The following is a 25,083-nucleotide window of genomic DNA, read 5'->3' on the forward strand; positions in this document are numbered from 1 at the left end:
TAGATTTCAAAATCTAGCTGACAAAAACTAATATATTAAGAAATCCTTTGTCAATAAGACAGGAACAAAAATCCAATAGGAAAACCAATTTAGTGTAACCTAAAGATTAACTTATGTTTAAACTTTCGGGGTGGTTTCTGAAATTTGAATAGGCCCAAATATTTTACCCTCGTTGTAATGCCAACATAAAATGTATCTTGCGCTTTAATATTTTTTTGAATGAATTGGGAAACCCTTTTATTGCTAAAACGCCATGGTGATACCAACAAAAGGCTGAGGACAGAGCAAGAAGAAACCCGTTTGGGTTTTGAGGTGGACTATGACCGAATTATTTTCTCTTCTGCCTTTAGAAGTCTTCAAGATAAAACACAGGTAATTCCGCTTCCCATTAGCGTGGGATCCAAAAAAGATTTTGTGCATACCCGGTTGACCCATAGCTTAGAGGTATCTGTTGTGGGAAGAAGTCTTGGGCGCATTGCGGGACAACAAATTTTAAAAAAATATCCTTCTTTAAAAGAAGTACATGGATACAGATTCAACGATTTTGGTGCCATCGTTGCCGCCGCGGCGCTAGCTCACGATATTGGAAACCCTCCTTTTGGGCATAGTGGTGAAAAGGCTATTGGCAATTATTTTGAACAGGGCAACGGCAAAAAATATAAGGCGCTCCTTTCTGATGTTGAATTTCAGGATTTGGTAGATTTTGAAGGAAATGCCAATGGGTTTAAGTTACTAACAGAATCTAGGGAAGGGGTTCCCGGAGGGCTTCGGTTGAGTTATGCCACTTTGGGAACCTTTATGAAATATCCCAAAGCATCATTGCCCAAAAAACCTTCAAAACATATTGCGGACAAAAAGTTTGGGTTTTTTCAATCTGAAATGGATTTTTTCATGGATGTGGCAAAGGAACTTGAACTTATTCCCAATCCCAGCAACCCGGGAACAGGATTTTTTCGCCATCCATTAACCTATCTGGTCGAAGCTGCGGATGATATCTGCTATACCATAATTGATTTTGAAGATGGGATTAATCTGGGACTTATTCCGGAGGAATATGCATTGGAATATCTAATCAACCTGGTAAAGGATAAAATCAATACGAAGAAGTATAATGCCATGACCACGTCCAGTGATCGGTTGAGTTACTTGAGAGCTTTGGCCATTAGTACTTTGATCAAAGATGCGGTCGATGTTTTTATTGCGAATGAAACTGAAATTTTGAAAGGAAATTTTGATTCAGCGCTGTTGGACCGTGGAAAGTACAAAGCGCAAATAGATGATATTATTAAATTGAGTGTTGAAAAGGTTTATCAATCCGCCGAGGTAATCGACAAAGAATTGGCAGGATATCGAATCATTTCTGATATTCTTGATCTATACACCACAGCATTAATTAACATTAAAGAAGGAAAAGGCACCAATTATGACCGATTGTTGGCAAAGAGCCTTCCCGAAAACTATCAAAATACATCCACATCCATTTATAAGATCTTGTTGGATACTTGTTGCTTTGTAGCCAGCCTATCGGATAGTGCGGCGGTGCACATCCATAACAAATTAATGGGGAAACAGCTTTAAAAAGCGTAGTTGAGTCCTACGCCCAATAGTTGTTTAAATTGGATTCTTGGAATTCCGGGATCTATAATGTTTCCATCGGCATCGGCCACCTCGTCAAATTTAATGTCGTCATCAAAAATAACATGGGTGCCAATATTGGCATTGATGTACTTGTTCACCTTGAGATTGAAATTCAGTTCCCAATCAACATCAACATTACCAAAACTTTCGAGATAATCGCTGTACAGGCTAATGCGATGGTTCATCAAAACATTTTTCAGGACTTCTGTTTCCCAAGAATTGGTTATCAAGAACCCAAGTTCCATAAAAAGATGCTCTCCTGCATCTACCCCAAAAACACCTTGGTTAGATAGGTCTTCATCAAGCACAAAGGTTGCTTTTTGCGTAAGAGGCGAAATATATAGGTTAAATTTCTTCCCTTCGGGAATGTAGGAAGTACCTGCTCCCAAAAACAAATAGCCGGGAGCCATAAATCGCGAAATTGGTGTTGTTCTATTTGGGTATTTGTATCCGTTGGAGAACTGGGTGTTAAAATTGGCCTTTACGGAATAGTACCAATTGGTAATAGTGTCTTTTCTAAAACCAATGGTGGAAGACAATCTAATTTGATCATCGGTTTTTCGCAATTGCCTTCCTTCTTGTGCATTGAGGCCATAACGAAGGCGTACCTCATTTTTCCAATTGAGGTAACGAAACTTATAGTTGCGACTAAACCGCAGATTTGCCAAGGCGGAAACGGAGTTATCGCCACCTGCATTCCAATTTACAAAGGCAACTTCATTGATGTTCAGTCCAAGTTCGTTGATTTTGGTCCAGAAAGATTGAGGAACAAAACGTCTATATTTTTTATGCAGTGGTTTTATCCGATTTAGAACTGTTCTGGGGTCGGTGAGCTTCGCTCCCCTTGGAACGTATTTTAGCTTTACTTCTTTTATTCGGACAACTTGAAATTGGCTTCTGGTGGTGTCGGGATCTTGCTCAAACACACTTAAGGGATTTATTTGAGCGGAAGAAACAACTACAAAACTCAGAAAAAAGAAGAAAAAAGAAATTAGTGGTCGCATTGGGTCAAGGTTGATTTTATATAAGAATTTACCGCATCAAAATCTATACCAGCCATAATATGTGTTTCCTGAATTGTTCCGTGTTCAACAAAGTTGTCGGGAACCCCAAAAATTTTAACGGGTTTTGAATACCCTTCGGCATTGGCAAATTCCAATATTGCCGAACCAAATCCACCTATTTTACATCCATCTTCCAAGGTTAGAACATGATCATATTTTTTAAAAATAGCATGAAGTTGTTTTTCGTCCAGCGGTTTTACAAAACGCATATCATAATGTCCAATGGAAGCTGCATTGTCATTTTGTTCAATGATTTTGGAAACGGTATTTCCAATATGGCCAAGGGACAAAACCGCTACCTTGCTACCTTCTTTTAGACAACGAGCCGTACCCATTTCGATTTTTTGATAATCATTTTTCCAGTCCAGGTTGATACCTCTTCCTCTTGGGTAACGAATGGCAATGGGTCCATCCAATCCCATTTGGGCCGTATACATGATATTTCTGAGTTCCATCTCATTCATGGGAGCAAAAACCGTTAGATTGGGAATGCACCGTAGGTAGGCCAAATCAAAAACACCATGGTGGGTGGCACCATCCTGACCCACAAGACCCGCTCTGTCCAAACAAAAAATCACTGGAAGGTTCTGCAGGGCGACATCATGAATCACTTGATCATAGGCCCGTTGTAAAAAGGTGGAATATATGTTGCAAAAAGGGACAAGTCCTTGAGTGGCCATTCCAGCCGAAAGTGTAACCGCATGTTGTTCTGCAATACCCACGTCAAAAGCTCGATTTGGAATTTCATCCATCATAAATTTTAGCGAACTTCCAGTGGGCATGGCAGGGGTAATTCCAACAATTTTTTCATTTTGCTTGGCCAATTCAACCAAAGTATGCCCAAAAACATCTTGATATTTTGGAGGAAGTATTTCTTCTGATTTTTTGACTTGCTCACCTGTGGTTTTATCAAATTTGCCCGGAGCGTGATAGACCACCTGGTTTTCTTCTGCCTTTTTTAGTCCTTTTCCCTTAGTGGTAATTATGTGAAGCAATTTAGGGCCTTTGACTGATTTTAAGCGTTGTAGTTCTTCAACCAATTTGACAATGTCATGACCATCAAGAGGGCCTGTATAATCCAAATTTAGACATTCGAATATGTTTTCATCCTTAGCCGTTCCTGCTTTTACATTGGTCAGATATTTTTTTAGTGCTCCGACACTTGGGTCTATTCCTATGGCATTATCATTTAATATAATAAGTGCGTTGACATCTGTTACTCCAAGATGATTTAGCCCTTCAAAAGCCATTCCGCTTGCTATGGAGGCATCACCAACTACGGCTATGTGCTGCATGGAGGTATCCCTGTTCAGTTTAGATGCCATGGCCATTCCCAAAATGGCAGAGATTGCCGTGGAGCTATGGCCGGTACCAAAGTCGTCATACTCACTTTCACTCCGTTTGGGAAACCCACTAATGCCTTTCAATTGTCTGTTGGTATCAAAAACGCCTTTTCGTCCTGTTAATATTTTATGGCCGTATGCCTGATGACCGACATCCCAAATCAGCTTATCATCTGGAGTTTCAAAAACATAATGTAAGGCTATGGTCAGTTCTACCACACCCAAGCTAGCACCAAGGTGTCCTTCTTTCGCAGATACAATGTCAATAATAAATTCCCGTAATTCTTGGGCAAGTTGAGGTAAACTGTCCAAAGGCAGTTTTTTGAGGTCGGACGGGTAGTTGATATGTTTTAAAAGTTCTTCCAAGAATTCAAAAAACAAAAGTACCTATAATCGGCAAAATTATTTTATGCTTAGTTTAGCCATCTTAAAAATTGTTTGAATATCGTGGAGAATCCATTTGATGATACTTATTTTATGAAAAAGGCGCTGCAAGAGGCAGAGGCGGCTTTTGAAAAAGGAGAGGTTCCCGTAGGTGCAATTGTTACCGTGAACAATAGAATTATTGGCAGGGCACATAATTTAACGGAGCGATTGAACGATGTAACCGCACATGCCGAAATGCAAGCAATAACAGCGGCGTCCAATTTTTTAGGTGGAAAATATCTTCATGGATGCACCCTATACGTGACCTTGGAACCTTGCCAAATGTGTGCCGGGGCATTGTATTGGAGCCAAGTATCGAAAATTGTTTATGGTGCACCGGATTTGGAGCGTGGGTTCAATGTGATGGGAGGGAATATTCATCCCAAGACGGAAATTGTTGGTGGAATTCTCGAAAACGAGGCTTCGGAAATGTTGAAACGCTTTTTTATACAGAGAAGGAATTTGAACTAACAAAAAATCCCAGCCTTTAAGCCGGGATTCAATCAAATCAAAATAAAATATTGTTGTTAGATCACTTGCACTTGTGCAGCAACCACTCCTTTTCTTCCTTCTTCTTCTTGGTATTCTACTTTGTCGCCTTCGTTCAACGACACGCCGTTCAATGCGGTTACATGAACGAAAATGTCTTTTCCGGTTTCGTCGTTTGTAATGAAGCCATAACCTTTGGATTCATTAAAAAATTTTACTGTTCCAGTCATTAAAAAATATAATTGTTAAAACACTAAAATAGCTTTTTTAAAAAAACAAAAAGTAAAATGAACATGAAATCTTTGAAAAAAATCATTGATTATCAGGATTTTTTCTGTCCTTAGCTTGCATTTTTTCTATGTTTTCCTTGGTCAGCATATAGTCTTTCATATTTTTCCCCTTACTTTCTTTAAACAAGAAAAGGGGCATTACCACCAGAAAAAGACCGGCTGTACCAGCACCGATAAATTTGTTTGCCCTGGCAGTTTGTTCTTCTTTAATATTGAATCCATAAATAATCAAACCAATAGAAAGAAACAGGGCAACAACAGTTACATATTTAAGTTTGATTTTCATCGAGTGTAATTTATAAGTTTCCTTCGATATGCGGTCAAAAGCTTGGATTTTGAAATGAAACCCTCATATTTTCCATCCTTGACCACGGGAAGGTTCCAGGCACCGCTATCTTGAAATTTTTTCATTACAGCTTTCATATTATCCGAATTATAGAAGATATGTTCCGGTGGGGCATGCATCAAATTCTTGACATACGTTGACTCGTAAAGAGTTCTATCGAACATAAATTCCCGGATGTCATCCAAAATAATAATTCCCATTAACTTTTCTTCTTCATTGAGTACTGGAAAGATGTTCCGTTTGGACTTGGAAACGGATTCATGTAACATTTGGCCCAATGTCATTTCAGGGTGAACAGGCTTGAAGTTTTTTTCAATAACATCATCCAATTCCATCATGCCCAGCACCATTTGATCTTTGTTATGGGTAAGTACGGCTCCAATTTTAGCAAGCTCTTTGGTATAGATGGTGTAATCCAATGCATTTTTGGTGATAAGAAACGAAATTGAGGCGGTAATCATCAAGGGAACAAAAAGTTGGTAGCCCCCGGTTATTTCAGCTATTAGGAAAATTGCCGTCAAAGGGGCGTGGATTACCCCGGCGATTAATCCGGCCATACCGATAAGGGTAAAATTACTTTCGGAAACCGAAAATCCGAGCCCAATATTATTGATGACCTTAGCCACCACATTGCCCAAAGCACTTCCCATAACCATGGTTGGGATAAAGATTCCACCGGCACCACCAGCAGCAAAAGTGGCCGTCATGGCAATGGCTTTAAAAATGGTTATACCGAACAAAAGGGCAATGACCACCCAGATATTTTCAATATAAGCATCAAAAGGAGTTGTGCCCAATGCTTTTAGGTGGTTTCCATCCAATAGGTTATTGATGAAACCAAAACCTTCTCCATATAGCGGGGGAATGGCATATAACATAATGCCAATGGCGATACCACCAACCAAAAGCTTGTATTTTGGACTTTTAAATCTTTTGAAGAAATTCAGGATGCCGAAGTACATCTTGGTAAAGTAGATGGAGGCGAAGGCGGTTCCAACACCCAAAAGCACATAAAAAAGCGTGTCCTTAAGTTCAAATCCTTCGGATAGGGAAAAACTGAAGAGCACCTCATTTCCCAAAAAGAAGTAGGAGGTAAGAACCCCTGAAATTGATGCCAGGAGCAGGGGCAACATGGAAAGCATTGTTAAATCCAAAGTAAATACCTCGACAGCAAAAATTATCGCTGCAATTGGAGATTGAAAAATGGATGAAATGGCACCTGCGGATGCACATGCCACTAAAAGAGACCGTGTTTTTGCATCGATATGAAAAAGCCTACTCAAATTAGAACTCAAGGCCGAACCTGATTTAACGGCTGGCCCCAATAATCCAACAGAACCTCCAAAACCTACGGTCAAGGGAGCAGCAATCAATGGGGTATATATGTTCTTGACCTTTAGGAGCCCTCCTTTTTTGGATAAGGCAAAAATGATGGAGGAAACGGCATGCTGAATCGGCTTTTTATGCACAAATTTGACATAAAGGTAAACCAAAGTCAGTCCAATTATGGGTAGAATGAAATACAGTTGATTTTGTGAAATGACAATGCCGCTTTCTAAAGAAGATTGTATAAAATAGGTGACATTTTTTAAGGTTACAGAGACCAATCCAGCTAAAAACCCCACCACTATACTCATGATGTGCACAAAAGTTCTGTTAGAGATATTTTTATACCTCCATTTTAGGAAACGGGTGAGCCAGCTTTTCTTTTTGTTTGGCATGTGGTCAATGATTCACTTAAAAGTAGTAAAAGCCTTCGTCTAAAAACCTTAAAAATTAAAATTGTCGGTCTGAGCTTGTCGAAGACAGCTAGAAAAATGAAAAAGTCTTAAACTTAGACAGGCTCAGTTTGACAGTATTTTTTTGTTTTCAGACGGATATTCAATAAGGCTTAAAGATCTAATCTTAGGTGGAGTTCCTTTAATTGTTCGTCATCGATATGGGCGGGAGCATCAATCATCACATCCCTTCCGCTGTTGTTTTTGGGAAAGGCAATAAAATCTCGAATGGTTTCTTGCCCACCTAAAATGGCAACAAGTCTGTCCAACCCAAAGGCAATACCTCCGTGCGGAGGTGCTCCATATTGGAATGCATCCATCAAAAATCCAAACTGTGCTTTTGCTTCTTCAGGGGTAAAACCTAAATGCTTGAACATTGTCGCCTGAATCTCTTTATCGTGAATACGGATGGAACCTCCTCCAATTTCATTTCCATTCAACACCAAGTCATAGGCGTTGGCCTTCACATCACCGGGATTTGAATCCAATAATTCCAATTGACCTGGTTTTGGCGAGGTGAACGGATGGTGCATGGCATGATAGGTGCCAGTTTCCTCGTCCAATTCCAACAATGGAAAGTCAATTACCCAAAGCGGGGCAAATTCCTCTGGCTTTCTGAGCCCTAATCGTTCTGCCAACTCCATTCGCAATGCACTTAACTGTGCTCTGGTCTGATTGGCGTCACCAGATAACACACAAATCAAATCGCCAGTTTTTGCTTGGGTGACTTCTGCCCATTTTGCCAGGTCTTCTTGGTCATAAAATTTATCGACAGAGGATTTATACGAACCATCGTCATTGCACTTTACATAGACCATTCCTTTTGCTCCAATTTGAGGACGTCTGACCCAGTCAATGAGTTTGTCAATTTCTTTACGGGTATACGAAGCTCCTCCTGGAACAGCAATGCCCACAACTAATTCGGCCGAATTGAAAACATTAAAATCTTTATGCTGCGCAACCGCATTCAGTTCCCCGAACTCCATTCCAAAACGGATATCAGGCTTGTCGTTACCGAAGCGTTTCATAGCTTCTTCGTAGGTGATTCTTGGAAAATCTGAAACTTCAACTCCTTTGATTTCCTTTAAAAGATGTTTGGTGAGACCTTCAAAAGTGTTGAGAATATCTTCTTGTTCCACGAAAGCCATTTCGCAGTCGATTTGTGTGAATTCAGGTTGCCTGTCCGCTCTAAGGTCTTCATCCCTAAAACACTTTACGATCTGAAAATACTTATCCATTCCACCGACCATAAGCAATTGCTTAAAGGTTTGTGGGGATTGCGGGAGGGCATAAAACTGTCCTTCGTTCATGCGGCTAGGAACCAGAAAATCCCTTGCTCCTTCGGGAGTTGATTTGATGAGGTATGGGGTCTCTACATCTATAAAACCTTGGTCGGAAAGGTATTTTCTAACTTCCATGGTCACTTTATGTCTAAAAATGAGGTTTTCCCTTACTGGATTTCGACGAATATCCAAGTAGCGATATTTCATTCGGATATCCTCACCGCCATCCGTTTCATCTTCGATGGTAAAGGGAGGAAGCTTGGATTCGTTTAAAACCTGTAGCTCAGTAACCAATACTTCGATATCACCAGTGGGGATGTTGAGATTTTTGGAAGCTCTCTCAATAACCTCGCCCTTCACCTGAATAACCGTTTCCCTGCCAAGTTCTCTTGCTTTTTCCAACAATTCAGAAGAAGTGCGATCTTGATCAAAAACCAGTTGGGTAATGCCATAGCGATCTCTAAGATCAACCCAAGCCACAAAACCTTTGTCCCTGACCTTGTGAACCCACCCGCTTAGGGTAACATTTGAATTGGTGTCCGATGCCCTTAACGCACCACAAGTATTGCTTCTGTACATGATATTTATGCTGAAGGGGCAAATTTAAGAGGAATGTTAATATTTATTGCTAGATATATCGATTTTCTGTTGGTTGATGTTATTGGAACACATGGTTTTTTAGAGATGATGTACTGATGGGGATTACTGATTCAATAGTGGAGTTAATGGGTTTTTTGGTGCTTTTTTTTCGATGAAAATGGAAGAATTAAAAACTTAACATTGGCAATTGTTTGATTTATAGATAATTACATTTTCAATGTAAATTTAATGTTATGTAAATGTGTTTTTAATGTAAAATAATTTTTACCTTTAAAACGTTAAGATAATTCCACATTTTAAAAACCATAGCATATGAAGCAAGTAATATTTTTAATGACAGCGCTATTTTCGGTTTGTATGTACGCACAAAAAGCAGAGCCGACTTTGGAAAAAGTAGGTGAGATGGTAAAAGCCACATATTTTCACGAAAATGGTGAAATAGCCCAAACGGGACATTTTTTGGAAGGCAAGTTGCACGGCCAATGGTTTATGTACAATTTGGAAGGAAAAAAAATAGCTTCTGGAAAATACATCAATGGTGTGAAGTCTGGCAAATGGTTTTTTTGGGAGGGTGAACAGTTGAAAGAAGTCGATTATGCTGACAATCGTATTGTTGATGTGAAAAAATGGAACCAATCCGAAATCGCTGCGACAAATCGGTAGCGTAAAAAAAATTCATAAAAAAGCCCCGACCAAAGGTCGGGGCTTTTTTTGTTTTGATTCGTCACCCTGAATTTATTTCAGGGTCCCATTTAATTTCTTGAGATTCTGAAACAAGTTCAGAATGACATTAATATTGCAAATAATCTATTTTCTTAGGCCGCCATATCTAAAACCTCGTTTTTGCTTTCTTCCTTTTTTCTTCTGTTCCTTCTTATCCGAACTTTGATTCTATAGACAAGACTAAATAGAATTGGTACTACGATTAATGTTAAGAAGGTGGCAACAAACAATCCATAAATAACCGTCCAGGCCAAAGGCCCCCAGAAAATTACGTTATCACCACCAAAGTAGATATTAGGGTTGAACTCACTGAACAGGGTAAAGAAGTTGATGTTGAAACCGGTAGCTAGAGGAATAAGACCAAGGATTGTTGTAATTGCCGTTAACAATACAGGGCGCAACCTAGCTTTACCTCCTTTTACCACAGCTTCCAAAAAGTCTTTGGATTCCAACAGCTCATCGTCTTCCAATTCCAATTCCACTTTCTTTCTGTCGATCAACAATTGGGTGTAATCCAACAATACCACGCCGTTGTTTACCACAATCCCTGCCAATGAAATGATTCCCATCATGGTCATCATAATTACAAAAGCACTTCCCGTCGCCACAATTCCACCAAACACTCCTATCAAACTCAAGAAAATGGCCAACATGATGATTCCCGGTTTGGATACGGAGTTGAATTGGAAAATCAAGATGAAGAAAATCAAACCTAGACCGGTAAAGAAGGCGCCCATTAAGAAGGCCATTTGCTTGTTCTGTTCTTCAATTTGACCCGTATAATCAATTTTGATGCCAGTAGGAAGGTCCGTGAAGCTTTCCATTTCAGCTTGAACTTTGGTAACAATGGCTCCCGCATCTGTAAATCCTGGTGCTAAAGCGGAATAAACAGTTACCACCCGCTTTACGTCCCTGTGCTTAATCGCACTAAAACCAGAGGTGTTTACTTGACTTGCGACCGCCGAAATAGGTACTTCTTTTGTTTGACCAGAATTTTGATCTTTAAAAGTGATTTTTTGGTTAAAGATAGCACTGGTGTTATAGCGGTTCTCTTCATTGAATCGGACATAGATGTCATAATCCTCCCCATCTTCTTTATAAATACCGGCTTTTGCTCCGAAAATTGAGTTCCGAAGTTGCTGCCCAACCTGACCTGTGGATACTCCTAATTCGCCTGCTTTTTTACGATCTACTTCCACAAGCATGGAAGGTTTGGATTTATTCACATCTATTTTAAGTTCATCAATTCCGGGAATATTTTTTGCATTGATGTAGTTCCGCATTTTTTCCGCGGTTGCAATCAGTTCGGAATAATCATTTCCTTCCAACTCAATATTGATTGGGTATCCGGCAGGTGGCCCAACGGCATCTTTTTCAACAGAAATGGCAACACCGGGATAGACATCTTTTAATGCTTCCTGAACTTTTTTCAATAGCTCATTACTATCCGACCCTTCTCTAAACTTGTACTCGCGCATGGTTGCGGTAATCTTACCACGATGCGGCATTTCTGCGGCCGAACCACCATCGGTTTGCGGGTTACCCGCTCCCTCACCAACTTGGGAAACCGCACTTTCTGTCAGAAAGTTATAATCGCCGTGCAGATAAGCATCTTCGTTGATGATGTCATATACTCTTTTTTCAACTTCGTTGGTAATATCATTGGTCTTTTTGATATCAGTTCCTTCTGGATATTCGATGTAGACAATAATCTGGTTTGGGGTATTGTCCGGAAAGAATTCCACTTTGGTACGTTGACTTCCAACTGACGCACCGAAGCCCATAAAGGCCAAGAACAACAATACAAAAGTACCGATGGCAATAAAAATTGGTTTTCTGCCCGCCAATGCTTTACGCAACATTTTTTCATAGAATTTTTCCCATCTGGGCAACACTTTGTTCTGGAAGCCATTGGCCCAACCTCTTAGGAAAAGCCTGTATCCCCAAAGCAAAATGGCAGTTACAACCATCAATGTTCCCAAAGCGCGGTAGCTTCCACCAAAAATCATGATCAGTAACCCAATACCTGCAACTATAGAGGTTAATCTAATAATCTGTTTCAAAGGCATATCCTTGTCCTCTGTAGTCATGTATCGCGACACCAAAACTGAGTTAAAGAAGATGGCCACAAACAATGAGGATCCCAATACAACGGATAATGTCACGGGGAAATAAATCATAAATTGCCCCATAACCCCAGGCCACAGACCAAGTGGTACAAAAGCCGCAACCGTTGTAAGGGTTGAAATAATAATAGGAAAAGCAATTTCACCAATTCCTTTTTTAGCGGCTTCCAAACGGGACATGCCTTCTTGATCTATAAGGCGATACACATTTTCTACAACTACAATGCCGTTATCCACAAGCATTCCAAGTCCCATGATCAATCCAAACAGGATCATGGTGTTCATGGTATAGCCCAAAGTGCTCAATATCATAAGTGACATGAACATGGACATCGGAATTGCAAACCCAACGAAAAGGGCATTTTTGAATCCAAGGAAAAACATCAAAACGGTAACCACCAAGATGATTCCGAAGATGATGTTGTTTACCAAATCGTCTACCTGTCCAATAGTCTTGGAAGATTGGTCGTTGGCTATGGTAACGGTTAGGTCTTGAGGAAATACATTCTCAATTGCATCGTCCACTATGACCTGAATCTGCTCAGCGGCAGCGACCATATTTTTGCCAGCTCGTTTTTTAACATCCAACATTACCACAGGATGTCCAAACTCTCTTGCATAGGTAGTCTTGTCCTCTTCTTTAAAGGAAACCTTGGCAATATCTTTTAGATAAACAGGGTCGTCATTTTCTGATTTGACGACAAAGTTGTCGAGGTCTTCTGGCTTATCAATTTCACCAACAATTCTAATAGTCCTTCGTTGCCCACTGGTAATCAAATTACCTGCAGAGGTGGTCATGTTTTCGTTATTAATCGCGTTGATTACATCGTTGAAGCTTACTTGAGCTGCCATCATTTTGTAAATATCAACGGCGACTTCAACTTCTTTTTCCTGTGCCCCACGAATATCCACTTGCTTGATTTCTTGCAGCCCTTCTATTTCGTCTTCCAGATATTCTCCATACTCTTTAAGTTTATCTACAGGATAATCTCCGGACACATTGATATTTAGAATTGGAATTTCTTCGGACATACTAAGGTCAAAAACATTGGGTTCAACCTTGGCTCCATTGAAAGTAGGCCAGTCTTCTCCGGCAGTTTGGGAATCAACCTCGTCCTTTACCTTTTGTTTGGCAGCCTCAACGGAAATGTTCTCATCGAACTCCACAATGATCATGGAGTAATCTTCCTGGGAGGTGGAGGTTATTTCAACTACATTACTTACAGTTTTCAACTCGTCTTCGAGAGGGTCGGTAATGAGTTTTTCAATATCCTCAGCGGTATTTCCCGGATAAATGGAACTAATATAAATTTTGGTTTCCTTGATTTCAGGGAAGTTTTCCCTGGGCATACTAAAGTATGCTGATGCCCCCAGGAAAAGAATCACCGCAATCAAAACGTACATGGTTGTTTTGTTGTCGATGGCCCAGGACGCCAACCCAAACTCTTTATCTACTTTTTTCTTTTGTTTGCTCATTCTTTAAAAGTCTTTGGTCTATGGTTGATAGACGTTAGTTGATAGTTTTCACTACAGAATAGCCCAGTTGGCTATTTTCCATGGCCTTGATCACCATTCTTTATCCTAACTTTTTGCCCTTCTTTCACACTACGCGCGCCTTCATCAATGATACCATCACCATTCTTGATTCCGGATAAAACTTCAACATAATCTCCTTGTGTTTTACCGGTTTCTATAATCACCTTTTTAGCGATTGCATCGGAGGAAATGGAATCGGCATCCACCAAATACACGTACTGTTCACCCTCTGCATTTTCAGAAACAATGCTTTGGGGAATAAGAATGGCACTTTCATTGGTATAATCGTTAATCATTACTTTGGCGGTAAGGTTTGGTTTTACCTTTCCACCTTCGCTAGGAACAGGGATTTCTGCAGTAAAGGAACGGTTACTTGGGTTGATAAAATTACCGGTTTGCCTAACCTTAGTTGTCACGCTATCGCCAAGAACCGGAAAATATACGTGGACACTTTTCCCAGGAGTTACATTAGGGAGGTGGCTTTCAGGAACCTCAACTTCAATATACATATTGGAAAGGTTGACAATTCTAAAGACTTCAGAACCGGGACCAGGACTAACCACTGTTCCTTGATCTTTGATCACATCATCAATGATACCAGAGAAAGGAGCTCTTATGGTTGATTTGGCCACCTGGCTTTGCATTTGTTTTACGGCACTCTCTTGAGCTTCGTAAGTGGTTTTGGCCTGTAAGTATTGAATTTCAGAACCAATATTTTGCTCCCAAAGCCTTTTTTGACGCTCAAAAGTGGTCTTTGCCAATTCTGATTGTGTTTTTAATTGTGCCAATTGACTGGACAACCCCCCATCATCAATAGAAGCCAATACTTGTCCTTTTGCAACTTTTTGACCTTCCTTGACATAAACCCTGTAAAGAGTTCCTCCCATTTCTGGGTAAACCAATACATTTTGTTTTGTCATTACATCACCTTGAAGCTCCAAATAGTGGTTGAATTTTTCAGTTTTGGCCTCAATGGTGGTCACCAAAGGTAATTTGGCATTATCGTCCAAAGCAGCAATCACAGAATCCAATGATTGTAAATCTTTTTCCAAGGCTTTTTGCTGTTCGGAAATTTCGGTCCTTTTTGCTCGTATTGCCTCCAAATCGTTTCCAGCGATAACACCTTCCACAGAACCGTTGTTCCCTCCTCCACAAGAGGACAAAACTACCGCCGTGAGCACTATATATATGATTCTTTTCATGATGATATGATTTTCTTTTTTGATTATTGATTTAGTATTGTTTCCAAATTGGTCTTGCGATTGATTACAGCGACCATAGATTGTAGGTATTCTTGTTGACTTGAATACAGTTGCGTTTGAGCTTGTCTTAACTCGAAACTTGTGGCCAATCCTTCGGAATATTTTATCTGATTCTTGTTTTCGATACGCTCGGCTAATCTTAGATTTTCTTTGGAGGTTCCATATTCCTCTATAGAAAGTATGTAATCACTTTTCGCACTTTCCAACTGAAGACGAATTTGTTCCTCAGCTTCCGTTAACTGGGTTTTAGCTTTGTCGAGTGCTATTTTGGCGCGTTGTGTACTGGCGCTTCTACCCAAAGAACTGAAAATGGGGACTTTAAGATTAAAACCCAAAACTGAAGATCCAAACCATTCCTGTCCGCTGCTTAAAAAGTTGAAACTATCACTAAAAGAACTTCCTCCGTAGTTAACAAAGGCGTTTAAAGTGGGAAGGGCACGGCTTTTGGCGAGCTTGTGCTCAAAATAGCGTTGCTCATTTAAATTAAGTGCCAATTTGTAGTCCACATTGTTTTCCATTTTGAATTCGGAATCCAAAAGACCCAGGTCTATCTGTTTTTGGGTAAGATCATCAAGATTTTCGGTCAATACCGTAGGAGATTCAATGGGAAGTCCCATGGTCAGGTTCAACATTTGAAGTGTAATCTTTTCCAAACGCTTGGCATTCTTCAACTGATTTTCTATGGATGATAAGGTGATCTGCAATTGATCTACACTTTCTTCATCACCAAGGCCATTCTCATAAATGCGTTTGGTTTCATAAAGATTTTTTTCAAGTGTGGCTTTATTGTTTTCAGCGATCAACACGCTCTCTTGTGCCAAGAGTACGTTGCCATAGGCTTCAACCACAGACTTTCTAACATCTAATTCTGTCTTTTCTTTGTTGTTCTGACTAAAGCTCAAAAAAGCTCTGGTAGCCTGCACGCCTACAATATATGAGCCGTCAAATATTTGCTGTTCCAAGGTTGCGGTTGCGGTTGCAGATTGCGGTTGACCAAATACAACTTCTTGAAAAGTGCCTGGTTCACCACCAAAAAACTCTGCTGGAATCTGGGATACCGGTTGCTTAAGCTGATTTTGATAATTAATTGCCCCAGAAATTTGTGGAAGTCCCGAAGCAATGGTTTCCCATTTCTGTTTTTGGGCATCTACAATATCCCTACTGGCGTTGATTGCACTGTAATTGTGCTCCAATGCATATACTATGGCCTCGTCAAGACTATAGCTGTTTGAACTGTCTTGAGCGTGTGAGAACCATGATAATAATACAAATAAACTGATGAAGGTTGTTCGCATTTATTCTTGGTTTGAATTGATGATTGAGTTTAATATTTTTCTTCCCTTGGGAGTTACAATTCCCCGAAGGTGATATTCCAGATAATAATCCATTAATTGAGGGGTGGAGAAGATATGTTTTGGGAAAAGATCATTGTCCTTGATGCTCATCACTCCAGAAAAATATATTCTTCCGACAAAATCTACATTTAGATTGTCCCTATAAATCCCTGTTGCCATCCCTCTTTTTACATTGTCAAAGACGCAATCCTGCATTACTTCGTACTGTTTTCTTTTTAAGGTTTCATGAACTTTCGGATAGTACTTTTGCAATTGGTACTGGGGTGATGACTTTTCGTCTTTTAAGTGCAGCATTACAAATTTCTTTATCTCATAAAGCTCTTCGATTGGATTTTTTTGTAGGGCGATAATTTCATCTATTCCGTTCGATATGAACCAAAACAAGGCCATGGTACTTTCTTCTACCAGCTTGGTCTTGTTCTCATAATGGGAGTAGATCGTTTTTTTCGAAATCCCCATTTCATTGGCCAAATCGTCCATTGTCACACTCTTAAATCCAAGATTTAAGAACATTTCTGTCGCCTTATGTAATATCTTTTCTCTCATAATGGGCAGCAAAAATAGGCTTGGAAACTTTAAAAACAAAAAAAGTTTCCAAAGTTTTACATTTTTTTAACGAGAGATTGGTTTTCTGTTTTCAAAGGCTAATCAATACTATATTGACGAACATTGCTGTCAGAATTGGACTGAACTGTTGTTTTTGGCCTTGAATTCCAGAAAAAAGCCCTGCGACCGTAGTTTTCAATTCTTTGGAGGACATTATTTTTCTTCTGTGGTGCCATTAGCTGTTTCATTTTTGATGCGTTCTACATAGGCATTAAATGCCGCTTTACCTTCTTGCTGCCAATACTGATCATAGTAACTCCAGTCAGCATCTCCATTTTTAGGATCACAAAAACGATCCCATTTTCGTTGTTTTTTGTGCTTTTTGCTACTGCTTTTTGACGAATCATGTCCAAAGCCGAATATAATTTTGGCAAGTAGGAGCAAGCCAAAAGATTGCCAATAGGTCAATGTGGTTAAGCCGAAGATGTCTGGCATCAACCAGTTCCATAACCACATAAACACAAACCCCATTAAAAATATAAAGAGGATGCCAAAAACAATCATGAAAAATATCTTGAACCCTTTGGTTACGTACCTTTCCACTTTCCTTTCGAAGTATTGCTTTTTATGTTCCATTTTTTTAATTTTTAGTATTCTTATTTTTTTCGATTTCTAAATTTTTTGATAAAAGGGACAATGCCCTGTGTCGTCTAGACATTAAAGTTCCTTGGGAGATTCCTGTTTGCTCGGAAATCTCGCGGTACGAATAGCCTTCAAAATCTATTGCGATAATGATATCTTGGTATGAAGGTTTCAACTGTTGAATTGCCTTTTTCAAACCATTCATTAAACCTTCTGAATATGAATTATCGGCAATCCCATAAAAAAGTTCTGCAAATTCAGCCCATTTTGTATCAATGTCCTCACCTTCGTGTACGCTTTCTTTTTTGGTGCGCATTACGTCAATGATTTTATTTCTCACCGAGTTGTACACAAAACCTGCGATATTGGTAATAGGTGACGCATCTTCAGACCTCGAAAATATCCGTAGTGCAACATCTTGAACAATGTCTTCGGCATCACGTTCCGTGGTATCATCAACCTTAGACTGCACATAAGCCTTGAGCGAATGATATTCGTCATTGAAAAAAGCCGAAAGATTATTATAATTCTCTTTGTTCGTCACCGCTAAAAAAGACTATTTGCCGTCTTCAATAATAAAGACGAAGCTTTTCAAATCTATTGCGTTTTTTGAACAATTTTTTTTTGGATCGTGCTGATTTTGGTTTTTAAACCCGATAAAAGTGCGATAAACTCTTATCGAGGTTTCATTTATTGACCTTATTTTTGACATATGACCAATTCAAATGCCATTGCGGAGTATCGAAGCAGATTCATTTCGTATTTAGAAGCAAAGACTTCAACAAAAGAACCCAAAAACCTATACGAACCTATAACTTATATATTCAGTTTGGGAGGTAAGCGTCTGCGTCCTGTTCTCACTTTGATGACTACGGATTTGTTTGGTGGCGATGTTTCCAAAGCTCTTGATGCCGCTCTTGCCATTGAGGTGTTCCATAACTTTTCATTGGTACATGACGATATTATGGACGATGCTCCTTTGCGAAGAGGAAAGATTACGGTTCACGAAAAATGGGATGTGAATACCGGGATTCTTTCGGGAGATGCCATGTTGATCAATTCCTATCAATATTTGGAGAGCTATCCTTCGGATGTATTCAAAAAGCTTACCGCTCTTTTTAGCAAGACTGCTATTGAGGTATGTGAAGGACAGCAATATGACGTTGATTTTGAATCCCGTGACGATGTTACCATTCCGGAATATCTCAAAATGATAGAATATAAGACCGCCGTCTTGGTGGCAACAGCAATGAAAATGGGAGCCATAATTGCTGAAGCTTCCGGGGAGGATACAGAGGCGATGTATGAATTTGGGAAAAACCTGGGCATAGCCTTTCAATTACAAGATGATTATTTAGATGCCTTTGGTGACCCAGAAACATTTGGCAAACAGGTGGGAGGCGATATTATTGAAAACAAGAAAACCTTTTTGTATCTAAAAGCACTGGAGTTTACCAAGCAAAGCGAAAGGGAGAACCTCCTTCACTTATATTCCATAAAACCGGAAGATTCCGAAACCAAAATAGCAACGGTAAAATCAATTTTTACTGAAAGTGGGGCGGTGGAAGCAGCGAAGGCCGAAATACATGACTACACGCAAAAGGCTTTTGATGCTTTATCTACTATTGATTTGCCAGAAGTGAAAAAGACGGTGTTAAAAGAGTTTGGTCAAAATTTGATGAATCGGACGGTTTAGAAAAGTCTACGGAATAGGGCTTTGATAAAAGGGGTTTTTGGACAAGCATTTATAATTTGCAGGTCTTCCCAAAGGGAAGTCTCCTCATCCAAGAATTTAAGAATCAATTGTGGTTTTCTTTTTTTGAACATAGATTCAAAAATTGAACTGCCCAAATGGTTTTTGCGGTGTAGGATATCAAGAAGCAGTAAATCGTAATACCAAAACTTATCTCTTTTATAAAACTTGGACAAAGGCTTATCCTTTTTTAAGTGCTCAACCAAGGCTGAAACTTTTTTACTGGTATTATAAAAAGTAAAACCGGTACTTGGTTTGGCCCATCCGCCTGCGATACCAATATGGATTAGCCGGTCAGAGTTATGTTTATGGAACCCATAACAGGTCATCGGAATATTGCCTTGTTCTGTATGGGTAATTTCAAAATTAGTCTGGGGAAGGTTTAAGTCAAGGTAATCCTGTATCCCTTCTTCGTATTCCGATTTTTCCAAGGTATTTTCCGAGAATAAGGTATACTCCAAAAGCGCTTCTGTTTCAGAAAATGGGAGCACATACATAAACCTGGTATTTCCTTTCTGTGGAATGGCAAAATCCATGAAAGTGGCTTCATCAGTATTGAAAACCGGTTTTTCCGTTTTTACAAACCATCCCAGAAAGTGCTGCTGTAGCAAAGGGTATTTTTTTTGGGACAATACATTTTGATGGTTCAGCCAGCTATTAAAAACAGTATCTCCTGTAAAAAAACCATTTTGTGCCGTCACCAAAATTTTCTGGTCAATTTCTTCAACCAGGGTTACACGATCTTTTACCCAGGTGACATTGGGATGTTTTTTGATTTTCTCCAAATAATGATTATAAAAATCGATGCCTTTCAACATGTTGTACTGATAGGGGACAATTGAGGTGGATTTTTCAAATCCTTTCCCGGCAAAGTGGATGCTGGACCAACTTTTATGGATCAAATGGTCAAATTTTCCCTCACCTCTTTCCCAAAAACACCAGGTACGATCATTAGAAATCTTATTGTTCCTATCAATGATCAATATGGATTTTGATGCAAAAAAATCATCACTAGTAAGGGCATCGGCCAATTGCATGCCCGCGGCTCCGGCTCCAATTATTATGTAGTCAAAGTGTGACATAAATCAAAAATACGGAATGGAAAATAGTGGGATGTAGAAAATCAGTGGTTTGTTGTGTGGGATTAAGAATTAATACAATTGTCACTTCGAGCGCAGTCGAGAAGTTTTTAAAGTCTCCATTGTTGAGAGGTCTCGACTGCGCTCGACCTGACACGGTTGATTAACTTTTGATAAAACAATATAAGATTTTAGATTTTACGCCAAACTGCAGTTAAATCAAGCTTAACAAATATCCCAAAACTGCCCCGCCCAAAACAATAAAAGCACTGTTAAGTTTTTTAAAGACAAAAACAACAATGAAACTGATTGCAGCAATAACGATGGTTCTCCAATCGGTTAAGGTGTCTTTTCCCATCTCTATACAAACCGCAATGATCAGTGCAACGGCGGCAACATTCACTGCATCTAAAAGGGCTCCAAAGATTTTTGATTTCCGCATTTTGGGAATCAATGGATTTAGGATCAGTACGAAAAGAAAGGAGGGTATAAAAATGCCGAGGGTTGCCATCAGCGCACCCGAAATGCCATTCATTTGCCATCCAATAAAGGTGGCTGTTGATAATACGGGGCCCGGGGTTATTTGCCCGACCGCCACCGCATCAATCAAAGCCTGTCTGGTCAACCATCCGTTGGCCACCAATTCTGCATCCAAAAAAGCGAACAATACATAGCCACTTCCATATAATATGGCCCCTACTTTTAAGAATGTCAGAAAGATTTTAAAGGATCCTATTTTCGCAATTCCATCTATCGAGAAAAACAAAAAGGGAGCAAAGCTCTTTGCGCTGCCCAAACTCTTTTTAGCAAAATAGAGACTCAAACCTATCAAACCAGTGCCAAAAAGCGCTGCAATTTCATTCACGCCTAGTAAACAAGCTGCTAAAGCAATGATTCCCAAGATGGCAAGCTCGTTGGTTTTTATGGCCTTTTTTCCAAGTCGGAAAGCGGCCATTACAATAATGGCGATCACGGCAGGTTTAATACCATAAATAAAAGGTTCTACTTTGGGCAACTGTCCGTATTCTTGATAGAGCCAAGCAAAAATGGCGGTAATCACAACTGCAGGGAAGATAAAACAGATGCCTGCGATAAAAAGCCCTTTCCAACCAGCACGTTCATGCCCGCAATGCATGGTCATTTCGGTGGAGTTTGGTCCCGGAATCAGATTGGTGGCCCCTACAAGATCCAGAAAATGTTCTTGGGTCATCCATTTTCTTTTGGTGACCACTTCGTCCTCCATCATGCCCACATGTGCTGCGGGACCTCCAAAAGCAATGCACCCCAGTTTAAAGAACAGTTTGGCGATTTCTTTTAACTCGTTTTTTTGGGACATTTTGGTTTGGCTTTTTTCGGTTGGATGAACTCATTTAGAATAAGGGCAAAAATAGTAAAAGGAAGGGTGGGTAAATTTCTGAAGATTAAAAATAATAGCATGGTGTCATTCCAAACGATTCCGATAACTATCGGAAGAGGAGGAATCTCTTTTGAATGAGATGTCTCGTCGTTCGTTCCGCTCTCCGTCGACATGACAAATCATGAATCCTCAAGAATTAAAACCAAAACCTTGTTTTCTTGAATGACCTTGACCGTTTTGCCCTTTTCAAAACCAAGTTCTTCCAGCCACTTTCCCTCCAAACGGATTTCGGGAACGGTGGTATGATCCCAAGCACGACGACGGAATTTAGAGTGGATCTTAAGTTTTCGAAGCTTTTTCAATGACAAATATTCGTTGGAACGAATATAAGATGAAGTTTTTAGCACTTGTTCGGTATAGTGAACAACAACTCATAAATTATGTTAAATAGGGTCTTTGAGTTAAAGAATTATAGAAAAATGGAAAAGCCAATCCAAGATTATTGACTTTGACTAAAATTGCGGATGGGTTGGGGATAAGTCTGCCGGAACTTTTTATGTTTTAGGAGGACTGTAAATTGAAAAAGCTTCAAATGAATTATATGGGTCGTTGATGCTAATCTTTGGTTGTTCCAATTGCTGTACCGAATGGAACTTCGTATGATTTTCCATATTTGTTTTCAGTTTTCAACCAGCCTTGGAAATAGTTTATTTCGGAATCCAATTTTCTTTCTAACCAAAATCCACCCTTGAATAAATTCAATGTATCCATTTTGAGGGTTTTGACTCCACTAGTTTCGGTTACACTATCCTTAATTATTACAGACGTGTTTCCATTTCCGTTATAACCAACAAAGACAATTTCAGTTTTGAAGACGGAATGTAGTTTGTTGGTATTTTCGTAATGTGGAATATTTCGAATAGTTATACTATCAAAAACATATTTATCATTAATCTCTTCCACAATATTTTTAAGAGAATCATTTTCTTTTTTCAAATTCTCTATAACTCCATTAAGTTTTTCCAACTGATTGTTGTTTCCGCAACCTAATGTTAGAAACACAAAGAAAAATAGGATTGTTAGTTTATTCATCTGACTGAAATTAGCACAATAAGCGGATATGATTTTAACCGTGTATCAAAAATAACAAAACCAACTAGGTCCTAAAAAACCGTATACCGTAACCCAAAGAAACCTCTAATCCCTTGGTTGGGGCCATACACATAACTGGGATCAAAAGTAAGGGCATAGGGGTTGTCCACGGTGGCCACCACATTTCCTTGTGGGTCAAACTGTACGTCTCTATCAAAAGGGTCATGCGAACGGGCAATGATAAAGGGGTTACCACGGTTGGGGGTCCAGTCCAACAGATTTTTAATACCTCCGTAGAGTTCAAAATCTTTGATCCCTTTATAGGTAAACTGAATATTCTGGATGCTCCAAGTGGGAGATTCAGGGGATCTTGGGTCCAAATCGCCCAAAACAGGCAATCGCATGGGGCCATATAGGTTTCCGGTATAGTCCACACTCAGATCCAACGAACGGAAGGTATAGGATACGTTCCAGGTTCCCGTAAAACTTTCGGTGAGGATTTGCTGCTCCGTAACCCCATTTTCGGTTTTGCTCACATCTTGCCAAGTAGCCCCCACCAAAAACTTAAGTCCGTTGGGCAACACAAAATCCAAGTTGGCACTTACACCTTGCGAGACCGATTTTCCATCCAAATTATCATAGATGATCTGATTGGGATTGGTGTCGTAATCCGGTAAAATAATGTTGGAAAAATGGGTATAAAAAACGGAGGCATCAATACCTATAAAAGTGCCATTGTCACTATAGATTTTTTTCAGATAGTTGAGGTTGACATTGACGGAACGCTCCGGTTTCAATGCATTGGCAATGACAACATCCCTGGCACCGGTCAACGCTGCATGCTCTTCGGTAAATAAGTTGACCACCCTAAAACCTGTTCCGGCGTTCACTCTAAAAATATCATGGTCACTGATTTTCCATTTGTAAGCGGCCCGCGGAGTGAAAATATTGCCGTGTCTTTTGTCGTAATCGTATCGGAGTCCGGTTAAGAGGGAATGTTTTTCAGCCAATGCAATTTCATCCTGTACAAATACGCTGGGAATCCAAATATTGTCTGCGGATGAGGTTGCTGGCGTGTTGTCGTCATAATAATTGTATCTCACAGAACTTCCAAAAAGCAAATCGTGTTTGCCAAGGGATTTATCCCAGGTCAATTGTCCAAAACCGATGCGCTGGTCGGCCAAATAAGGCACATCGCCATACACCGAATTTTGATTGTGATCGTTGTACGAAAGGGAAAGCATTACTTTTTCTTTAATGGGCAGTTGGTATTTGCTCAATATTTCCCACCTACGGGTATAAATGCTTTCGCCATAAATTTCATCCCCGCCACGGAACTCGGGCGTCCAATTGAGGTCCCCTCCCCAACGGTCTTCGTAAAAGAATCTACCTGCCACGGAGAATATCTTGGAATTATTTCGTTTAAAATTCCATTTCTGGAAAACCGAAATCCGATCTTGAAGTGTAAGGTCGGTAAAGTTGTCACCATTATTATCGACCACTTCGTCAAAATTAAAATAGTTGACGCCTAGGAGCAAATCAGTTTTCTTGCCCAGTTCAATTTTACTTCCAACATCCAGATTGTATTCGCCCCAACCGGTCACAAAACCATCGGCAAAAAACTCGGGAGCGTTGGGAGCGTGCTTGGTGATAATATTTATGAGTCCACCTACGGCTTCACTTCCATATAAAGTAGATGCCGGACCTTTTACAATCTCAATCTGCTCTATTAAGGAATTGGGAATTCCTGAGAGGCCATACACAGTTCCCAAACCACTTACAATGGGCATGCCATCTATCAAGACCAAAGTATATGGCCCTTCCAGTCCATTTATATGGATGTCGCCCGTATTACATACATTACAATTGATCTGCGGACGTACACCATTTACATTTTGAAGCGCGTCAAAAATGCTGGGTGTCGGGTTCTTTTTTAAAAAAGAAGGTTTGTATACTTCAACAGGTACCGGACTTTCCAACCTGCTTACGGGTTTCAGGGTTCCGGTGACCACAGTTTCGTTCAAGGATTCTGCGGAAGCCTCCATTTTAATATTTACCGTTTTTGTTTCCCCTTGCCGTACTACAATTGTGGACCTATATGGAATGTATCCTATGGAGGAAGCCGTCAAGACATATTCGCCCGGTACAATGTTGGTCAAACTGTAAAAGCCATCAAAATTGGTGGCTGTGCCCACCTTGGTTCCTTTTAAAAGCACATTGACATAGGCCAGTGGTTGACCATTTTCGGTAACCTTACCTTTTATTGAAGTTTCTTGTGCCCAAGCTGTAGCATGAAGGGTTAGGGCTAACAACAATGAAGAGAGATATTTAAGTTGATTTTTCAATTACAGTAAA

General features: G+C 39.8%; 21 protein-coding genes. 4 read left to right on the forward strand and 17 right to left on the reverse strand.

What is annotated here, in order from left to right; genetic code table 11:
• Positions 1 to 219 precede the first annotated feature (219 nt).
• Positions 220 to 1,578, forward strand: coding sequence for a dGTP triphosphohydrolase (dgt, locus tag ACULLG_RS04190; protein ID WP_452125511.1), 1,359 nt, complete (start codon positions 220 to 222; stop codon positions 1,576 to 1,578).
• Here dgt and ACULLG_RS04195 read toward each other — a convergent pair.
• Both ACULLG_RS04195 and dxs read right to left on the reverse strand, forming a co-directional pair.
• Positions 1,575 to 2,642 carry a DUF3078 domain-containing protein gene (locus ACULLG_RS04195; RefSeq protein WP_452125512.1) on the reverse strand — a complete coding sequence of 356 codons (1,068 nt, stop codon included), beginning with the start codon at positions 2,640 to 2,642 and terminating at the stop codon, positions 1,575 to 1,577. The two genes, dgt and ACULLG_RS04195, sit on opposite strands and share 4 nt — an antisense overlap.
• The gene (gene dxs / locus ACULLG_RS04200) at positions 2,630 to 4,411 is read right to left on the reverse strand and encodes a 1-deoxy-D-xylulose-5-phosphate synthase (protein WP_452125513.1); all 1,782 of its coding nucleotides are present in this window, start codon (positions 4,409 to 4,411) and stop codon (positions 2,630 to 2,632) included. Before dxs ends, ACULLG_RS04195 begins: the two co-directional genes overlap by 13 nt.
• Before the next feature lie 81 nt (positions 4,412 to 4,492).
• Between dxs and ACULLG_RS04205 the strand changes: the two genes are divergently transcribed.
• Positions 4,493 to 4,942, forward strand: coding sequence for a nucleoside deaminase (locus ACULLG_RS04205; protein WP_452125514.1), 450 nt, complete (start codon positions 4,493 to 4,495; stop codon positions 4,940 to 4,942).
• 56 nt (positions 4,943 to 4,998) lie between these two features.
• On the opposite strand, the gene ACULLG_RS04210 is transcribed toward ACULLG_RS04205, so the two are convergent.
• The 4 genes from ACULLG_RS04210 to aspS all read right to left on the reverse strand — a co-directional run bounded on the left by ACULLG_RS04210 (position 4,999) and on the right by aspS (position 9,236).
• A complete protein-coding gene (locus ACULLG_RS04210; protein ID WP_298793226.1) occupies positions 4,999 to 5,190 on the reverse strand; it encodes a cold-shock protein in 192 nt (63 codons plus the stop codon).
• An 82-nt stretch (positions 5,191 to 5,272) separates the two neighbouring features.
• Positions 5,273 to 5,536 carry a hypothetical protein gene (locus ACULLG_RS04215; RefSeq protein WP_452125516.1) on the reverse strand — a complete coding sequence of 88 codons (264 nt, stop codon included), beginning with the start codon at positions 5,534 to 5,536 and terminating at the stop codon, positions 5,273 to 5,275.
• Positions 5,533 to 7,317, reverse strand: coding sequence for a chloride channel protein (locus ACULLG_RS04220; RefSeq protein ID WP_452125517.1), 1,785 nt, complete (start codon positions 7,315 to 7,317; stop codon positions 5,533 to 5,535). Before ACULLG_RS04220 ends, ACULLG_RS04215 begins: the two co-directional genes overlap by 4 nt.
• Positions 7,318 to 7,487: 170 nt before the next feature.
• Positions 7,488 to 9,236 carry an aspartate--tRNA ligase gene (gene aspS, locus ACULLG_RS04225; RefSeq protein ID WP_452125518.1) on the reverse strand — a complete coding sequence of 583 codons (1,749 nt, stop codon included), beginning with the start codon at positions 9,234 to 9,236 and terminating at the stop codon, positions 7,488 to 7,490.
• A gap of 333 nt (positions 9,237 to 9,569) precedes the next feature.
• Between aspS and ACULLG_RS04230 the strand changes: the two genes are divergently transcribed.
• Positions 9,570 to 9,920 (forward strand): toxin-antitoxin system YwqK family antitoxin, encoded by a 351-nt coding sequence (locus ACULLG_RS04230; RefSeq protein WP_452125519.1) that lies wholly within the window; start codon positions 9,570 to 9,572, stop codon positions 9,918 to 9,920.
• A gap of 152 nt (positions 9,921 to 10,072) precedes the next feature.
• Here ACULLG_RS04230 and ACULLG_RS04235 read toward each other — a convergent pair whose 3' ends face one another.
• The 6 genes from ACULLG_RS04235 to ACULLG_RS04260 all read right to left on the reverse strand — a co-directional run bounded on the left by ACULLG_RS04235 (position 10,073) and on the right by ACULLG_RS04260 (position 17,991).
• Positions 10,073 to 13,582: an efflux RND transporter permease subunit gene (locus ACULLG_RS04235; RefSeq protein WP_452125521.1), complete on the reverse strand. Its 3,510-nt coding sequence runs from the start codon at positions 13,580 to 13,582 to the stop codon at positions 10,073 to 10,075.
• A 71-nt stretch (positions 13,583 to 13,653) separates the two neighbouring features.
• Positions 13,654 to 14,844, reverse strand: a complete 1,191-nt coding sequence (locus ACULLG_RS04240; protein ID WP_452125522.1) for an efflux RND transporter periplasmic adaptor subunit — start codon at positions 14,842 to 14,844, stop codon at positions 13,654 to 13,656.
• A 23-nt stretch (positions 14,845 to 14,867) separates the two neighbouring features.
• Positions 14,868 to 16,199: a TolC family protein gene (locus ACULLG_RS04245; protein WP_452125523.1), complete on the reverse strand. Its 1,332-nt coding sequence runs from the start codon at positions 16,197 to 16,199 to the stop codon at positions 14,868 to 14,870.
• Positions 16,200 to 16,805, reverse strand: a complete 606-nt coding sequence (locus ACULLG_RS04250) for a TetR/AcrR family transcriptional regulator (protein ID WP_452125524.1) — start codon at positions 16,803 to 16,805, stop codon at positions 16,200 to 16,202.
• A 213-nt stretch (positions 16,806 to 17,018) separates the two neighbouring features.
• Positions 17,019 to 17,441 (reverse strand): hypothetical protein, encoded by a 423-nt coding sequence (locus tag ACULLG_RS04255; protein ID WP_452125526.1) that lies wholly within the window; start codon positions 17,439 to 17,441, stop codon positions 17,019 to 17,021.
• A 4-nt stretch (positions 17,442 to 17,445) separates the two neighbouring features.
• Entirely contained in the window at positions 17,446 to 17,991 is a 546-nt protein-coding gene (locus tag ACULLG_RS04260) for an RNA polymerase sigma factor (protein ID WP_452125527.1), read from the reverse strand.
• Between the two features lie 168 nt (positions 17,992 to 18,159).
• On the opposite strand from ACULLG_RS04260, the gene ACULLG_RS04265 reads away from it, so the two are divergent.
• Positions 18,160 to 19,143: a polyprenyl synthetase family protein gene (locus ACULLG_RS04265; RefSeq protein ID WP_452125528.1), complete on the forward strand. Its 984-nt coding sequence runs from the start codon at positions 18,160 to 18,162 to the stop codon at positions 19,141 to 19,143.
• Here the strand turns inward: ACULLG_RS04265 and ACULLG_RS04270 are convergent.
• From ACULLG_RS04270 to ACULLG_RS04290, 5 genes are all read right to left on the reverse strand, one after another.
• On the reverse strand, positions 19,140 to 20,282 hold the full coding sequence (locus ACULLG_RS04270; protein WP_452125529.1) for a lycopene cyclase family protein: 1,143 nt from the start codon (positions 20,280 to 20,282) through the stop codon (positions 19,140 to 19,142). The two genes, ACULLG_RS04265 and ACULLG_RS04270, sit on opposite strands and share 4 nt — an antisense overlap.
• 211 nt (positions 20,283 to 20,493) lie before the next feature.
• A complete protein-coding gene (chrA, locus tag ACULLG_RS04275; protein WP_452125530.1) occupies positions 20,494 to 21,615 on the reverse strand; it encodes a chromate efflux transporter in 1,122 nt (373 codons plus the stop codon).
• 200 nt (positions 21,616 to 21,815) lie between these two features.
• Positions 21,816 to 21,998: a SymE family type I addiction module toxin gene (locus tag ACULLG_RS04280; RefSeq protein ID WP_452125531.1), complete on the reverse strand. Its 183-nt coding sequence runs from the start codon at positions 21,996 to 21,998 to the stop codon at positions 21,816 to 21,818.
• A gap of 253 nt (positions 21,999 to 22,251) precedes the next feature.
• Positions 22,252 to 22,728: a hypothetical protein gene (locus ACULLG_RS04285; protein WP_452125532.1), complete on the reverse strand. Its 477-nt coding sequence runs from the start codon at positions 22,726 to 22,728 to the stop codon at positions 22,252 to 22,254.
• Positions 22,729 to 22,799: 71 nt separating this feature from the next.
• Complete coding sequence (locus tag ACULLG_RS04290) at positions 22,800 to 25,073, reverse strand: TonB-dependent receptor (RefSeq protein ID WP_452125533.1); 2,274 nt, start codon at positions 25,071 to 25,073, stop codon at positions 22,800 to 22,802.
• Between the last annotated feature and the right edge of the window lie 10 nt (positions 25,074 to 25,083).

The sequence above is a fragment of the Flagellimonas sp. 2504JD1-5 genome (assembly GCF_053618295.1).

Coding starts and splice junctions, on each gene's coding strand:
- dgt (WP_452125511.1), top strand. CDS start 220: ATGAATTGGGAAACCCTTTTATTGCTAAAACGCCATGGTGATACCAAC.
- ACULLG_RS04195 (WP_452125512.1), bottom strand. CDS start 2,642: ATGCGACCACTAATTTCTTTTTTCTTCTTTTTTCTGAGTTTTGTAGTT.
- ACULLG_RS04210 (WP_298793226.1), bottom strand. CDS start 5,190: ATGACTGGAACAGTAAAATTTTTTAATGAATCCAAAGGTTATGGCTTC.
- ACULLG_RS04215 (WP_452125516.1), bottom strand. CDS start 5,536: ATGAAAATCAAACTTAAATATGTAACTGTTGTTGCCCTGTTTCTTTCT.
- ACULLG_RS04220 (WP_452125517.1), bottom strand. CDS start 7,317: ATGCCAAACAAAAAGAAAAGCTGGCTCACCCGTTTCCTAAAATGGAGG.
- aspS (WP_452125518.1), bottom strand. CDS start 9,236: ATGTACAGAAGCAATACTTGTGGTGCGTTAAGGGCATCGGACACCAAT.
- ACULLG_RS04230 (WP_452125519.1), top strand. CDS start 9,570: ATGAAGCAAGTAATATTTTTAATGACAGCGCTATTTTCGGTTTGTATG.
- ACULLG_RS04235 (WP_452125521.1), bottom strand. CDS start 13,582: ATGAGCAAACAAAAGAAAAAAGTAGATAAAGAGTTTGGGTTGGCGTCC.
- ACULLG_RS04240 (WP_452125522.1), bottom strand. CDS start 14,844: ATGAAAAGAATCATATATATAGTGCTCACGGCGGTAGTTTTGTCCTCT.
- ACULLG_RS04245 (WP_452125523.1), bottom strand. CDS start 16,199: ATGCGAACAACCTTCATCAGTTTATTTGTATTATTATCATGGTTCTCA.
- ACULLG_RS04250 (WP_452125524.1), bottom strand. CDS start 16,805: ATGAGAGAAAAGATATTACATAAGGCGACAGAAATGTTCTTAAATCTT.
- ACULLG_RS04255 (WP_452125526.1), bottom strand. CDS start 17,441: ATGGAACATAAAAAGCAATACTTCGAAAGGAAAGTGGAAAGGTACGTA.
- ACULLG_RS04265 (WP_452125528.1), top strand. CDS start 18,160: ATGACCAATTCAAATGCCATTGCGGAGTATCGAAGCAGATTCATTTCG.
- ACULLG_RS04270 (WP_452125529.1), bottom strand. CDS start 20,282: ATGTCACACTTTGACTACATAATAATTGGAGCCGGAGCCGCGGGCATG.
- chrA (WP_452125530.1), bottom strand. CDS start 21,615: ATGTCCCAAAAAAACGAGTTAAAAGAAATCGCCAAACTGTTCTTTAAA.
- ACULLG_RS04285 (WP_452125532.1), bottom strand. CDS start 22,728: ATGAATAAACTAACAATCCTATTTTTCTTTGTGTTTCTAACATTAGGT.